Origin of the sequence: Haloarcula sp. 1CSR25-25 (assembly GCF_032027985.1) — an archaeon.
Classification (GTDB): domain Archaea; phylum Halobacteriota; class Halobacteria; order Halobacteriales; family Haloarculaceae; genus Haloarcula.
Genome location: NZ_JAHYBW010000002.1, coordinates 488,975 through 502,902 on the forward strand (window position 1 = coordinate 488,975; position 13,928 = coordinate 502,902).

The 13,928-nt window shown below is 66.1% G+C and carries 16 protein-coding genes; 6 read left to right on the forward strand and 10 right to left on the reverse strand.

Annotation, left to right across the window (positions count from 1 at the left end; translation table 11 throughout):
• The 3 genes from aroC to aroA form a co-directional block, all read right to left on the reverse strand.
• Window positions 1-1,200, reverse strand: a complete 1,200-nt coding sequence (gene aroC / locus KZ498_RS07630; protein ID WP_312618089.1) for a chorismate synthase — start codon at window positions 1,198-1,200, stop codon at window positions 1-3.
• Between the two features lie 58 nt (window positions 1,201-1,258).
• Window positions 1,259-1,438 carry a hypothetical protein gene (locus tag KZ498_RS07635; RefSeq protein ID WP_312618090.1) on the reverse strand — a complete coding sequence of 60 codons (180 nt, stop codon included), beginning with the start codon at window positions 1,436-1,438 and terminating at the stop codon, window positions 1,259-1,261.
• 399 nt (window positions 1,439-1,837) lie between these two features.
• Window positions 1,838-3,127 carry a 3-phosphoshikimate 1-carboxyvinyltransferase gene (gene aroA, locus KZ498_RS07640; protein WP_312618091.1) on the reverse strand — a complete coding sequence of 430 codons (1,290 nt, stop codon included), beginning with the start codon at window positions 3,125-3,127 and terminating at the stop codon, window positions 1,838-1,840.
• A 95-nt stretch (window positions 3,128-3,222) separates the two neighbouring features.
• Between aroA and KZ498_RS07645 the strand changes: the two genes are divergently transcribed.
• Both KZ498_RS07645 and KZ498_RS07650 read left to right on the forward strand, forming a co-directional pair.
• Window positions 3,223-3,930, forward strand: coding sequence for an SDR family oxidoreductase (locus tag KZ498_RS07645; protein WP_312618092.1), 708 nt, complete (start codon window positions 3,223-3,225; stop codon window positions 3,928-3,930).
• A 45-nt stretch (window positions 3,931-3,975) separates the two neighbouring features.
• Entirely contained in the window at window positions 3,976-4,842 is an 867-nt protein-coding gene (locus KZ498_RS07650) for a ZIP family metal transporter (RefSeq protein WP_312618093.1), read from the forward strand.
• Between the two features lie 14 nt (window positions 4,843-4,856).
• Here KZ498_RS07650 and KZ498_RS07655 read toward each other — a convergent pair whose 3' ends face one another.
• From KZ498_RS07655 to KZ498_RS07675, 5 genes are all read right to left on the reverse strand, one after another.
• Complete coding sequence (locus tag KZ498_RS07655) at window positions 4,857-6,257, reverse strand: PAS domain S-box protein (protein WP_312618094.1); 1,401 nt, start codon at window positions 6,255-6,257, stop codon at window positions 4,857-4,859.
• Between the two features lie 6 nt (window positions 6,258-6,263).
• Complete coding sequence (locus KZ498_RS07660) at window positions 6,264-7,754, reverse strand: ATPase domain-containing protein (protein WP_312618095.1); 1,491 nt, start codon at window positions 7,752-7,754, stop codon at window positions 6,264-6,266.
• 117 nt (window positions 7,755-7,871) lie between these two features.
• The gene (locus tag KZ498_RS07665) at window positions 7,872-9,149 is read right to left on the reverse strand and encodes a TIGR00300 family protein (RefSeq protein ID WP_312618096.1); all 1,278 of its coding nucleotides are present in this window, start codon (window positions 9,147-9,149) and stop codon (window positions 7,872-7,874) included.
• A 58-nt stretch (window positions 9,150-9,207) separates the two neighbouring features.
• A complete protein-coding gene (locus KZ498_RS07670) occupies window positions 9,208-9,594 on the reverse strand; it encodes a hypothetical protein (RefSeq protein ID WP_312618097.1) in 387 nt (128 codons plus the stop codon).
• A 54-nt stretch (window positions 9,595-9,648) separates the two neighbouring features.
• A complete protein-coding gene (locus KZ498_RS07675; protein WP_312618098.1) occupies window positions 9,649-10,029 on the reverse strand; it encodes a zinc ribbon domain-containing protein in 381 nt (126 codons plus the stop codon).
• Window positions 10,030-10,170: 141 nt separating this feature from the next.
• Between KZ498_RS07675 and KZ498_RS07680 the strand changes: the two genes are divergently transcribed.
• Window positions 10,171-10,872, forward strand: coding sequence for an SOS response-associated peptidase (locus KZ498_RS07680; protein ID WP_312618515.1), 702 nt, complete (start codon window positions 10,171-10,173; stop codon window positions 10,870-10,872).
• Window positions 10,873-10,890: 18 nt separating this feature from the next.
• On the opposite strand, the gene KZ498_RS07685 is transcribed toward KZ498_RS07680, so the two are convergent.
• Entirely contained in the window at window positions 10,891-11,013 is a 123-nt protein-coding gene (locus KZ498_RS07685) for a hypothetical protein (protein WP_312618099.1), read from the reverse strand.
• 119 nt (window positions 11,014-11,132) lie between these two features.
• Between KZ498_RS07685 and cysK the strand changes: the two genes are divergently transcribed.
• Window positions 11,133-12,059: a cysteine synthase A gene (gene cysK, locus KZ498_RS07690; RefSeq protein WP_312618100.1), complete on the forward strand. Its 927-nt coding sequence runs from the start codon at window positions 11,133-11,135 to the stop codon at window positions 12,057-12,059.
• Window positions 12,060-12,095: 36 nt separating this feature from the next.
• On the opposite strand, the gene KZ498_RS07695 is transcribed toward cysK, so the two are convergent.
• A complete protein-coding gene (locus KZ498_RS07695; protein WP_312618101.1) occupies window positions 12,096-12,707 on the reverse strand; it encodes a translation initiation factor IF-2 subunit beta in 612 nt (203 codons plus the stop codon).
• Window positions 12,708-12,804: 97 nt separating this feature from the next.
• Between KZ498_RS07695 and KZ498_RS07700 the strand changes: the two genes are divergently transcribed.
• Window positions 12,805-13,185 (forward strand): transcriptional regulator, encoded by a 381-nt coding sequence (locus KZ498_RS07700; RefSeq protein WP_312618102.1) that lies wholly within the window; start codon window positions 12,805-12,807, stop codon window positions 13,183-13,185.
• Between the two features lie 10 nt (window positions 13,186-13,195).
• A complete protein-coding gene (locus tag KZ498_RS07705; protein WP_312618103.1) occupies window positions 13,196-13,915 on the forward strand; it encodes a DICT sensory domain-containing protein in 720 nt (239 codons plus the stop codon).
• Window positions 13,916-13,928: the final 13 nt, after the last annotated feature.

Below are 13,928 nucleotides of genomic sequence, written 5' to 3' on the forward strand. Positions count from 1 at the left end.
TTACTCGTCGTCGATGGTTTTCGCGTGGGTGTCCGCGTCCTCGGGGTCGTTCTGCGGACTGGACGGGTGGTAGTCGGTGTCGTACTCGCCCGGCCGGCCGTCGAGCCGGTCGGGGTTGATGCGGCCGCCAAGCAGCATGAAATCAAGCACCGTACAGGCGAGCATGGCCTCGACGACTGGGACCGCCCGCGGCGGCAGGACCGGGTCGTGCCGGCCGGTGACGGTTATCTCCTTGCCCTCGCCCGTCTCCCAGTCGACGGTCTTCTGGGTCTTGGGAATCGAGACCGGCGCGTGCCAGGACACTTCGCCGTAGATGGGCTGGCCGGTCGTGATGCCGCCCTGGATGCCGCCGTGGTCGTTGCCGACCGGCGTCGGGTGGCCGTCCTCGTCGAACTCCCAGTTCTCGGTGTACTCGCTGCCCCGGGTCGTCCGGGCCTCGCGGCCGATGCCGTACTCGAAGTCGTTGACCGCCGGGATGGAGTACATCGCCTGGCCGAGCCGGGACGGGACGCTGTCGAACCGCGGCGCGCCGAGCCCCGACGGGACGCCGCGACACTCGAAGTAGATCCCGCCGCCGATTGAGTCGCCCTCTTTCTGGTGCTGGTCGGCCACGTCGCGCATCTCCTCGGCGGCGTCGGGGTCGGCACAGCGGACCTCGTTTTCCTCGCTGTGTTCGAGCATGTCCTCGAAGGTCACCGGGCCGGCCTCGACGTCGCCGATCTGACAGACGTGGGCCTTTATCCGGACGTCGTACTCGGACTGTTCGAGGACCTGCTTGGCGACGCCGCCGGCGGCGACCCAGTTGACCGTCTCGCGGGCCGAGGAGCGGCCGCCGCCGCCCCAGTTCCGGGTCCCGAACTTCGCGGAGTAGGTGTAGTCCCCGTGTGACGGACGCGGAGCCGTGATGAAGGGCTCGTATTTGCCGGAGCGAGCGTCCTTGTTCTGGATGACCATCCCGATGGGTGTCCCGGTGGTGTAGCCGTCCTGAATCCCGGAGTTGATCGTCACCTTGTCTGGTTCGCCCCGGGAAGTGGTGATCATCGACTGGCCGGGTTTGCGCCGGTCGAGGTCCTTCTGTATCTCTTCCTCGGAGAGTTCGACGCCCGCCGGAACGCCGGAGACGGTACACCCCATCGCCTCCCCGTGAGACTCGCCGTAGGTCGTCATGCGGAACAGACGACCGAACTCGTTGCCGTTCATTACAGTGGTGTCGGGGTTGGGGGCATTTGAACCTTGTAGATGCTCGCGGCCACAGCCCTCAGTTGTCGGGCCACCTGATGCGGTCGAGTAGCTGCACTGTCTCCGCCGGCCTGACCTGCTTCTGGAGAACCGCATCGAACGCCTCGGCTACGTCAGTCGCCCACGGCTCCCAGGCGTACAGCACCACCGTCGTGTCAGGCGACGCCGTGGGGGCGTCACGGGTGAATCTGTCCGCCATCGAGCCGGCTCGCCCGCTACCAACTACTACGTAATCGAAGCCGCAGCCATCCAGCAGTGCCACTGCCCGGTCGATGCTCGGTGTCGTTACTATAGTAACAATTGAAACGATTTACACACCGACCGCACTGCAGTCGTGCGGTCGGGTGTACATTGATTTTCAATGGCTACTATAGTTCGATTTCCTCGCGTCGGTCGGCGATATCGGCCCGCAAATCAAGCAGCAACTGGTCGTCATCGACGTAGAGGACTGCCGTGGTCTCAGAGAGACTGTTCGGAAACGCCCGTTCGGGTCACAACGTGTGCTGTAACTATTCTTCACCGTGTTTAAGCGCGTCTATCTATCAGATACGTAATACTCTTTCATCGCAGAACGTGGCGCCCAGGTGACCGGTGGGCCCTATCGCCCGACAGCCGCGCCGAGCGATTCGAGCACGTCGAAGAAATCCGGGAAGGACACGTCGACGTGTTCCGCGCCGGTCACCGTCGTCTCGCCGTCGGCGACGAGGCCGGCGACGGAAAGCGACATGATGATTCGGTGGTCCGCGCGGCCCTCGACGGTCGTACCGACCAGGTCGCTGTCCGCGCCGTGGACGACCAGTTCGTCCTGGTGTTCCTCGACCTCGGCGCCCAGCTTGGTCAGTTCCTCGGCCATCGCGCTCACGCGGTCCGTCTCCTTGTACCGGACGTGTTCGGCGTCGGTAATCCGGGTGACGCCGTCTGCCGCCGCCCCCAGCGTCGCGATGGTCGGCAGGAGGTCCGGCGTGTCCTCGACGCCGACCTCGATGCCGGTCAGCGCGGACTTCGAGACGGTTATCTCGCCGCTTTCCTCGTCCCAGTCGAGGTCGGCCCCCATCCGGTCGAGGACCTCGACGATGGCGGCGTCGCCCTGTGCGCTGGGGAACGCCGACGTGACGCGCAGGCCGTCCTCGGCGGCGAGCGCGCCGGCCGCGAGCAGGTAGCTCATCGACGAGAAGTCACCGGGGACGCTGTACTGGCCGCCGGTCGGCGCATAGGACTGGCCACCGTCGACGGTGAATCCGGCGTCGGTCCGCTCGGCGTCGACGCCGAACGCGTCAAGCACCTCCAGCGTGATGTCGACGTACGGCGACGATTTCAGTTCGGTCGTCAGGTCCACGTCGATGCCGTCCGGCGAGACGGCCCCGGCCATCAGCAGCGCAGTGATGTACTGCGAGGACACGTCGCCGGGAATCTCGACTGCGCCGCCGTCCACGCCGCCGCCGACGACCAGCGGGGCCTGGCCGTTCCGGCGAGTCGACTCTGCGTCGCCGCCCAGCTGGTCGATGGCGTCGAGCAGCGGTCCCTGCGGGCGTGACCGGAGGGACTCGTCGCCGGTCAGAACCGCGAGGTCGTCCTGCAGCGCGGCCGTGGCGGTGACCAGCCGCATCGTCGTCCCGCTGTTGGCGCAGTCGATGACGTCGTCCGGCGTCTCGGGGCGACCGTCGAAGCCCGTGACCTCGACCGTCGACTCGTCGTCAGCCAGCGAGACACTCCCGCCGTAGGCCTCGACCGCTCGCATCGTGGCCTCCGTGTCTGCGCTCACGAGCGGGTCGTTGACGACCGCGCCGTCCGCGTAGCCCGCGGCCAGCACCGCCCGGTGCGTGTAGCTCTTCGAGGGCGGCGCTTGCGCCGTCCCCTCGACCGTCGACTCGGCAATCGTGATGTCCATGCCCGGTCGGTAGCGGGCGTTCGACAAGAGGCTACCGCTCTCTCACCCCACCGACGGTGAGAAACGACCTTGTGGCTGGCAGCGGTACCACCGCCATGGTCCCAGGGATGGACAGTGCGACCGCTGTCGTCACGGGCGCGAGCAGAGGTATCGGCGAGCAGATAGCCCACGCGGTGGCCGAGGCGGGCGCGCATACGGTCATCTGTGCCCGCGACGCCGAGGCTCTCGACGCGGTCGCAGCCGACATCAGGGACGCGGGCGGCTCCGTGACCGCGATTCGAGCCGACGTCCGCGACGAGTTCGACGTGGAGCGACTGGTCGAAACTGCCACGCGGGAAGGCGACGGCGCGATACGGTACGTCGTCGCCAACGCCGGCGTCTACCACGGAACCGCCGGCGAGACACCGCTCACCGAGGAGTCCTACGCCGCGTTCGACGACCACCTCCGGACGAACGCTCGTGGTGTGTTCTCGACCATCCGGGAAGCCGTTCCGCACCTTGGTCCGGACGCCCGCGTCGTCGTTCCGACGGGCGCCGTCGCCCGCCAGGGAATGCCCGGCTACGGGTCCTACGCCGTCTCGAAGGCCGCCGCGGAGGCTGTCGCCCGTGGGTTCGCCGCCGACCTCGACATCCCGGTCGGGACGGTCGACCCCGGCCAGGTCGCGACGGACCTCTCGGGGGGCGGCGGACGCGACCCGGCGACGGTGGCCGAGATGGTCCTCTGGGCGCTCCAACAGGCCGAGCCGTCGGCGCTTGACGGCGCTGTCCTCGACTGGGGAGACTACCGGTCGGCGACCCGGTGACCGCCATCGATGGATTTATTAGCAACACTCCGGTGGTATTAGGTAATGTCTATTAACACAACCTCCGTTTTTAATAACTTCGGGCGGATATCCGCCGTCGGGGTCGCGAGCGTCGTCGGCCTGGCGGTCCTGTCCGGCGTCGCAGTCACCGGCGGCGCGAGAAAGGTCCTGGTTATCTCGTGGGTTGCGTTCGTGGCAATGGGACTGGGCGCGTGGCTCGGCGCACGCGCCGACGAGACCAACCCCTACCGACTGGTCTGGGGCTACGGGCTCGCGAGTGGGGCGATGGTCACGTCGGCGGCCATGTTCCTCGTCCCGCAGGCGATGGGACTGGGCGGCCAGGCCGGGGCGGCGCGTCTCGGCGGTGTCGGCATCGCCGCCGGGCTGGTCACCGGCTATGGCACCCACACGGTCGGCCACCGGCTCACCCACGTCGAGACGTCGTTCGACATGACGACCATCGCCATCGCCGCCCACGCGCTCTCGGCCGGGCTGGTCATCGGACTGGTCTACGCGTCGATGCCCGAACTGGGCATCCTGCTCGGCCTGGCTATCGTCTCGCACAAGGGGCCGGCCGGCTACGCCGCCGCCCGGCGGCTCGGACGCAACGGCAAGTCCGCGACCGCGCTGTTGCTCCCCGCAGCCGGCGTCGGCCTGACGGCCATCCCGTCCGCGCTCCTTCCCGTCCCCGAATCCGCCGTTCTCAACGCAGTCATCTTCGGGTTCGCCGCCGGTATCTTCCTCCACGTCGCGATGGATTTTCTGCCGAACTGCGAGGCCGGCAGCGAGATCGACGAGGTCTGTGAACTCCACGACCACTCCCACGACCTGCTCGACGAACTCCGAACGCACGCCGTCGCGTCGACGGTGGTCGGCGCTGCCGTCATCGTGGCGGCGTGGGTCGCTATCTGAACGCGCGGGCACAGTCACCGCGCGGGCACAGTCACGGCCACGCTCGTCCCGTCGCCGTCAGTCCGGATGTCGATGTCGCCACCGACGTAACTGATGAGCCAGTATGCGAACCACAGCCCCAGGCCGGACCCGTGTTCGAGCGGCTTTTCGTCCGCCACCTCGATGACCCGCCGCTCCTGGTCCGGGACGCCCGGTCCGTTGTCCGAAATCGTCACTGTCGCCGTCGTGTCGTGGCGCTCCGTCCGGACGGTGACTCGCGGCGTCGATGCGTCGGAGTGTTTGATACCGTTCTCTATGAGTTCCTGCAACGCCGGGACGACGTTCGCGTCTATCGTGGCCGACGCGACGGCGTCGCTCTCGACGACGAACTCGGCGTCGGGGTATGCTGCTGCCAGCCCGTCCGTGATGTCACCGAGGACTGCTTCGAGTTCACGCTGTACACCGTCGGTGAGCGAGTCCGCGAGCAGCTCCTGGACGTGGTGGGCTTTCTCGCTGATATCGAGCAGGGACCGTACGTTCGCCTGGATTGTCTCGAGATGGCCGAGTGCGGCATCGTCGTCGACCAGCTCCGTCAGAATGTCTGCACGGCCACTGATTGTCGTGCCGTTGTTACGGAGATTGTGACGGAGAATCCGATGAAAGACGGTGAGTTGCTGCTCGCGCAGTCGACGACCGGTGATCTCGTCTTGCATCCCGACAAACCCCTGTATCGTCCCCTCCGCGTCCTGGATCGGGGCGATGGTCTGATTGATGATGAACCGCTCGCCGGACTTGCGCTCGTTTACGATCTCGCTCGTCCAGACCTCGCCGCGACAGATCGTCTCCCAGAGGCGTTCGTAGAACTGCTCGTCCTGTTCACCGGATTTGAGTATCCGCGGCGTCCGACCGATCGCTTCGTCGGCGGAAAACCCCGTGAGCTCCTCGAACGCCGGGTTGACGTACTCGATGACCCCGTCGGTGTTCGTTATCAGAATCGCGTGTCCCGCATGCTCGACGGCGTTTCTGAACCGCCGGCGTTCGCTGTTCTGTTCTCTGAGGTCCGTTACGAGGTCCTCGGTGTGGCTGCGCCGGGCGAGGAGGTTCGTGATGGTCCGGAAAAGCGCCTGGGTCTCCACCGGCGCTGTCACGATGTCGTTTACCAGGAGTGGCTGTTCGGCAGCGTCGATATCGGGCAGATCGATTCTGACCGGCGTCTGCTCCCGCCGGACCAGAATCACGGGACAGAACACCGGGTCCGCCGTGTGTTTGTGCTGCTCTATCCGTTCTCTGTACTTCGGAAACGACGACTCGTCGACGATGTGGAGGTCGACGTCCCGGAACTCGTCGTCCGTGACCGGCGTGTGGTGTTGGGCCACGACGGAGGCGAGCGCCTCCCGGTTGCCATCGCCGGCCAGCAGTAGTTGGATGTCGGCCATCTGTGGTTAGCGAGTGAACGAATCGCCGTCGCCGTCTCCATGCTGTTCTGGGACGCCCTCGAACACGCCGTGCATCCCTGAGACGGGGGCACCGACCTGCAGGCCGTCGGCGGTTATCTCGAAGCGGCGAGGGACCGTCTCGAACCCGCCGACGCGTTTCTTCAGCGCGCCGACGACGCGCTGGAGTTCGCCCTCGACTTCGATGTAGTTCTCGAAGACGATGTTGTCGGCGAGGTAACTGACGTTCTCGCTCGTCGGTTCGTGCAGGCCCGTCACGTCCCTGCGCTGGTCGATTAAGATCACAGCGGTGTTCCCGCGCGTGAGCTGCTGTGTCAGGGCGTGGAGCCGTCGACGCAGTTCCACGTCGTCTTGCCCGTGCTTGATCGCGTTCTTGTAGCCCGCGATGCCGTCGATGACGACGAGTTTGGCCCCCCGCTCCGCGGTCTGGCTCTTCACCCGGTTCGCGAACTCCTCGGGCGACAGCGCCAGCGATTCGATCTCCTCGACCAGGAGCGTCCCCTCGTCACGCAACCGCGAAAGCGGTATCCCGAACGTCTCACAGCGGTGGGAAAACGTGTCGATTGACTCGTCGAACAGGTAGGCGAGCGCGGGCGACCCGTCCGCCGCTGCGGAGGCCAGAAACTCCGTCGCTGTCGTCGACTTGCCGACGCCGGAGGGGCCGCTGAGAATCGTCACCGTCCCGCGTTCGAGCCCGCCATCGAGGAGCGAGTCCAGTTCCGGAACCCCGGCGGAGAACTGCACGGGGTCGAACGACCCCGCCCGCCGTTCGGGTTCGAGCGCCGGATAGACCTCGACGCCGGACTCGCGGATCTCCATCCCGTGTGACCCGTCCTGTTGGCCGATGCCGCGGTGCTTGCGCAGTCGAACTCGCCGGCCCGCCTTCTCGTCGCCGTGGCTGAGCGAGACGATGCCGTCGCTGAGCGACCTGAGCTGTGTGTCCATCTGATTGCTCGGTGTCTTGGTCGCCAGCACGGTCGTCTCTCTGTCCTGCAGAAAGCGCGCAAAGGAGATGACGCGCTTGCGAAACTGGTACTCGGTCGGTTCGAGGTACTGGAAGTGCGTGATCGGGTCGATGAGTACACGGTCCGGGTCGACCGTCTCGATAGCGTCGCGGATATCCGAAATCAGGTGGCCGTCCTCGACGTCTCGCGGCTTGACCACGTCGTAGGACTCGGACTCCTCGAAGAACTCCGAATCGGGTCCGACATCGAGAAACGTCGCGTCGCCGATATCGATGCCGAGTTCGGCCGTGTTCGAAAGCAGGTCGGCAGCCGACTCCTCGGCATGGATGAACAGCACGTCGTCGCCCGCCTCGAGCCCTGCTTCGAGAAACTGCGTGCCAAGCAGCGTCTTGCCGGTTCCGGGCGGTCCGATGACGAGATAGAGCCGCCCCTCTACAAGACCACCTCTGAGAAGCGAATCAAGCCCGGAGATACCGCTTGAAAGGCGCGTGAACTGTCGCGTGGGAGAGGACATAGGCGGAGTATCGGGTGGTGAGTAATAAGTATCTCGCGAGAAGTCAGCGCGTGATAACGGGACCCAGTTCCCGACACACCGCGTGCACCCTTTCCGTCGACCGCTCGTGGCCCTGCGTTACTCTTCGAGCAGCTGCTCGGCCAGAATCGGCACGAACGTGCCGATGTCGGTGACCATCCCGACCGCCTGTGCGGAGCCGCGGTCGAGGAGCTGGGTCACCGTCGCGGGATTGATGTCGACGCAGACGACCCGCGTCGTCGAGGGGAGGCAGTTCCCGACGGCGACCGAGTGCAGCAGCGTCGAGAGCATCAGCACCATGTCGGCCTCGTGGGCCTGCTCGCGGATGGCGTTCTGGGCCTCGACGGCGTCGGTGATGGTGTCCGGGAGCGGGCCGTCGTCCCGGATAGAGCCCGCGAGAACGAACGGTCGGTCGTTGTCGATGCACTCGTACATCACGCCGGACTCGATCGTGCCGGACTCGACGGCCTCGGCGATGCCGCCCTCGCGGATGACTTCGCTGATGGCGTAGATGTGGTGTTTGTGGCCGTGGCGTGGATGGTCAAGGCTCTCGGTGTCCATCCCGAGCGAGGTGCCGTAGATGTCCCGCTCGATGTCGTGGACGGCGAACCCGTTGCCGGCCGAGAGCATGTCGACGTACCCCTCCCGGACGAGTCGGGCGAGGTCCTCGCGCGCGCCGGAGTGGATGAGGGCCGGCCCACAGACAGCCATCACCTTGCCGCCCTCCTTTTTCGTCTCCTTGATAGCGTTCGCAATCTTGCGGATGGTCGACTCAGAGGGGCGCTCCGAGGAGACGCCGCCCTGCATGAAGCCGAACGCGCCGCCGGAGTCACGGGGTCGCTCCGGGGGCTGGACCTTGATTCCGGTCTCGTCGGTGACCACCATGTCTCCTTTCTCGACGGCGTTGAGAACTTTGGTGTAGGCCCGCGGGTAGTCTCCCGGTTCCTCGTCGTCACCGCTCGACTGTTCCGAGGCGCGGTGCGCCTCGCCGTCCTCAACAACGACGGCACAGTCCATCTCCATGTCCTCGACCTCGATCCACTCGCCGTCGTGGCGGATGTACGTCGGGTGGTTCGTCGTCGAGTAGAAGCCGTGCGGGACGACCTGGTCGTCGGGCGCGGGGACGAGCGTGGCGTCTTTCGGGTCCGAGGGATTGACGCCGTGCTGATGGAGTTCGTGGACAATCGACTGCAGGTGGTCCGGGTCGTCGGCCTCGACGAGCATCCGTGCGTACGATACCTCGTCCTTGTGACGGCCGATATCGAACTCCTGAACGGAGAAGGAGCCGCCCAGGTCCATGATGATGCCGAAACAGGACTGCATCATCCCGGAGTCGATGATGTGGCCCTCTAGCTCGACTTCGCGAGAGACGGTCATGGCGGAGACATGGTGGCTGGTGTGTAAGACGGTTTTGGGTCCGCCCCAGACCGACCGGTTACTGCCCGTCGACGTGTCGCTGCACGGTCCAGGACTGCCCCTCGCTGGTCTCGCACAGGCGGTCGAAGAACCGCCGCAGGCCGTCGGACTCCGTGGTCGGCAGGACGTGCAGCCGGACCGTCCCGTCGCGGACGGCGACGCGGAACACGTCGGTCGTCTCCTCGTCGCGGACCAGCCACAGCGGCATCGGCAGGTCGTGGAAGTCCCCGTAGCGGTACGGCCCGTCCGCGAGGATGTCGACGACGGTATCAGCGAGTTCCGGCGTCGCCCGTTCTCTCTCTGGCGTGAGTCGGAACTCCGTTCCGCCCTCGTATTCGACCCCGCTTCCGTGCGGGAAGCGCCGCTGTGGGTGTGCGGGGATGCTGAACGAGGGGTCCGTGGTCATCTGTCACCTAGTTGGTCGCTGTCGGATTTAAATTCGCGGGGGTGGTCTGCCCAGTCAACCGCCCAGAAAGAGGTCGACGACGATGTCCCCATCGGGCCCGCGGTAAAACTCCGTGTAGCCACAGTTCGCACAGGTGACCGCTTTGAATCGCCGGTTCTGTACGTCGAAGAGCTTCGTGAGCCCCGCGCCGGTCGTCGCGATGTCGTCGACCTCGGCCGCCTCGTGGCCGCATTTGGGACAGCCGGCGTCGTCCATGTCCAGCGTATCGTCCGCGCCAATCTGTTCTAGTCCGTCTTCGGGCGGACGAGCGTCGTCCAGCGACGACTGACAGGAGCGGCAGTACGACCAGGAACCGGCGGCCTTCGACCCGCAGGACGCACAGTAGACGAAATCGTGGTCGGCCTCCTCGTCTCCCGAAGGACCGTTCGGCGGCATACATCTGTATTTCTGTGGGCGTGTCAAATGAGTTACTCACGTCCGGACGGTGCTGCGCTCTCGAGACGGCGGGGCCGACTCTCCCGGAGCCGGCAGCGTGCCACTGCTGGATTTATCCGCCAGCGGCTCCTCTATCGGGCCATGTGCGGCCGCTACAGTCTGTTCGCGCCCCGAGCGAACATCGAGGCGCGGTTCGACGCGGAGTTCTCCTTCGAATACGAGCCGCGGTACAACGCCGCCCCGAGTCAGGACCTGCCGGTCATCACCAGCGAGTCTCCGGGCGCGATCCAGCGGATGGAGTGGGGTCTGATTCCGTCCTGGGCCGACAACCGCACGGACCACGGCCACATCAACGCCCGCGCCGAGACGCTGGCAGAGAAGCGCTCGTTCGCCGAGGCATACGAGTCACGGCGCTGTCTGGTCCCGGCTGACGGGTTCTACGAGTGGGTCGAAACGAGCGAGGGCAAGCAACCGTATCGCGTGGCGCTGCCGGAGGACGAACTGTTCGCCATGGCGGGACTGTACGAGCGGTGGGAACCGCCACAGCGCCAGACCGGGCTCGGGGAGTTCGGAGCGAGCGGGGGCGGTTCGGGCGGCGAAGACGACATCGTCGAGTCGTTCACCATCGTGACGACCGAGCCCAACGACGCCGTCGCGGACCTCCATCACCGGATGGCCGTCATCCTCGGCCCGTCGGAGGAGTCGACGTGGCTGCGGGGCAGCACCGACGACGTATCGGGACTGCTGGACCCCTACGACGGGTCGATGCGGACCTATCCGGTCTCGTCGGCGGTCAACAGCCCCGCCAACGACTCGCCGGAGCTAATCGAACCGGTCGGATAGCGACGACTGGCTGTGGCGTTACTCGCTTGGCGCGTGCTGTCGCTTGAACTGGTGGAGCATCTTCCAGAGCGTGTCCTCGTCGACCTGGTTCCCAGCGGCGAGTTGGCGGTACAGGCCCTCGGAGACGGTTATCTCGGGCATCAATGGATGAATCGCGTCGTGACGATATAAGCTTCTGGAGACTCGAAACCGAGTGAACCTATTCGGACCACAGTATTTTGGGTACCCAGTTACGGCGACCAGCGGCCTTCCCCTGCTGTATGCAGTCCTACGCCCAGCGGGACGACGGAACTGTCGTATCCAGCGTGACCGAACTCATCGGCGACACGCCGCTGGTCTGTCTCGACAGCTTCGCGGACAATCTGCTCGGCAAGGTCGAAGCGGCGAACCCCTACTCCGTCAAGGACCGCATCGCGCTGTACATGGTCGAGGCGGCCGCTGAATCTGGCGACCTCCCCGACAACGGGACCGTCGTCGAAGCGACCAGCGGCAACACCGGTATCGGGCTGGCCGCCGTCTGCGCCGCGCTGGGCTACGACTGCGTGTTGACGATGCCCGAATCGATGAGCGAGGAGCGCCGGCAGTTGCTGTCGGGGCTCGGCGCGGACCTCGAACTCACGCCGGCCGACGGCGGGATGAGCGGGGCAATCGAGCGCGCGAACGAACTCGCGGACGCGCCCGGTACCGTCCGTGCCCGGCAGTTCGAGAACGAGGCGAACCCGCGCGCCCACCGCGAGACGACGGGTCCGGAGATATGGTCGGACACGGGCGGCAATGTGGACGCCGTCGTCGCCGGTGTCGGGACCGGCGGCACGATCACCGGCATCTCGGAGTACATCGAGGAGGGGGTCGGCGCGGACCTCACCTCGGTCGCCGTCGAACCGGAGCAGTCCCGACTGCTCTCGGCGGCTGCCCCGGACAGCCACGACATCCAGGGCATCGGTCCCGGGTTCGTTCCGGATATCCTCCGGCGGGACCTCGTCGACGAGGTGCGGACCGCGAGCAAGGCGGACTCCGTCGAGGCGGCGCGCCGACTCGCGGGCGAGGAGGGAATCATGGCCGGCATCTCCTCGGGGGCGGCGCTACACGCGGCGACGGAGTACGCCACCGAGAACCCCGACGAGACGGTGGTCGTCGTCCTGCCGGACACCGGCGAGCGATACCTCTCGACGGGGCTGTGGGACTGAGCGAAAACCGTCTTCGCGTCGTGAGCGAAACCGGCGTTATGCGACCCGGCCGAACGCCAGCGTGCCGCTGATGCTCTCGATGTATGCCTCGACGACCTGGCCCTCGCGCGCGCCGGAGACGAAGATGGTGTATTTCCCCTTCTCGGCGACGCCGTCGCCCTCGCGGCCGGTCCCGGTGATCTTGACCTCGTAGGTCTCGCCCTCTTCGAGCGTGGGCCGGTCCTGCTGTGCGTTCGAACTCGCGCCCTTGGCGACCGGGCGGAACGCACCACAGGCCTGACAGCGCAGCATGTCGACGCCGTCCTCGTTCTTGAGAACGGTGTCGGGCAGGCCACACTCGGAACAGGTGACGTACTCGGCGACGTACGCGTCGATGGCGGCCTCGAAGTCGGCAGTGTCGAACGAGCCGTTGTAGCGGGCTTCGCCGCCGTCGAACTGGCCGTTGGTCCCGAACTCGCGCTGGATGGCTCGGTGGAGATGCTGTGCGTCCCGCGAGACGGCGTCGGCGATCGCTTCCAGATTCGTCAGGCGGGTGAAGGCCCCGTCGGTCTGGCCCTCCGGGTCCGGAATCGAGAGCCGTTCGCCGGCTTCCCGGGGCTGGTCTGGTAGCACGTCGTACGCACGCTGTAGGGCGGACTCGTAGTTCATACGTGACAGACGGTACTGGCACGTAAATGGATTCCGTCACATCTGTGACCGCACATCGGCCAATGATGTTAATACTGAGAGTGGATAATTGACTGACATGGACCAGCACGAACAGCCGGCGGAGACAGCCGGACTGTCCGCCGATCGACTCGACACGCTGATACAGGCGCTGGCAGCCCAGCCCCGCCGGATGATATACGCCTACTTCACCGAGCACGACTCGGCCTCGCTCGAGGAACTGACTGACGTGGTCGTGGGGTGGTCACGAGCGCGCGGTGGGGACACCGACGCCAGCGACTGGGACGACACCAACGTTGCGCTCCACCACCGCCACCTCCCTGTTCTCGATGACGCTGGCGTCATCACCTACGACGCCGACCAGCGGACCGCGACGCGGGCAACGCTGTCGCCGTCGACGACGGAGGTCCTTGCGACGATAACCGACCTGGACACCGCCGGGACAGACCACGAGGATTGATCGTGGTTCGATGACAGTCCGTACGCTCCTCCGGCGGTTCGAGGGCTCCGACCTGACGGTGACTGTTTACGGCCCGCCCTCTGTGACGACCGTGGTCGAGCGACTGACAGCTCAGCGGGTCGACGCCACCTGGCGGACCCTCCCGACCGGAGAGACGGAGGCGTTCGCCGTCATCCATCGGGACGGCGCGTTCGCCGAGACGGTCCCGCTCACGGCGCTGGAGACGTTCCTGTGTGAGCCGACAGCCGGTATCGGCGACAGCGGCGGGCCTGACAGCGACCCGGGCCGACAGCTTCTCCGCTCGGCGCTCGCGAACACGCTCCTGTCGTCGCTCACGCCGGCGCAGTTGCTCGCGACGTCCCAGGAGTTCGAGGACAGGGCCTACCGCGTCGGGGAGGGAACCCTTCGCGTGAGCTTCCAGTCGCTGTCGATCTTCCGCTCTCAGCGTGCCCGGTACGAGACGCTTGCCAGCGACACGGCCCTCGACATCCACGTGTACGGACGGGCCGACTGGGAGCCGCCGACGATTCCCGGAATCACGTTTCATCCGCTCACGGACAGCACTCTCGAATCGGTCTGGTTGCTGGCCTTTGACGCCGCCGGCGACGACCAGAACAAGTGCGCGCTCGTCGCCGAAAAAACCGAGGACGGACCGTTTCGAGGCGTCTGGACGTACAGCCCGCGGCTGGTAGACGAAATTATGACGACAGTTGCGGCTGTCGACGGGTAGCAGCCCAACCAGC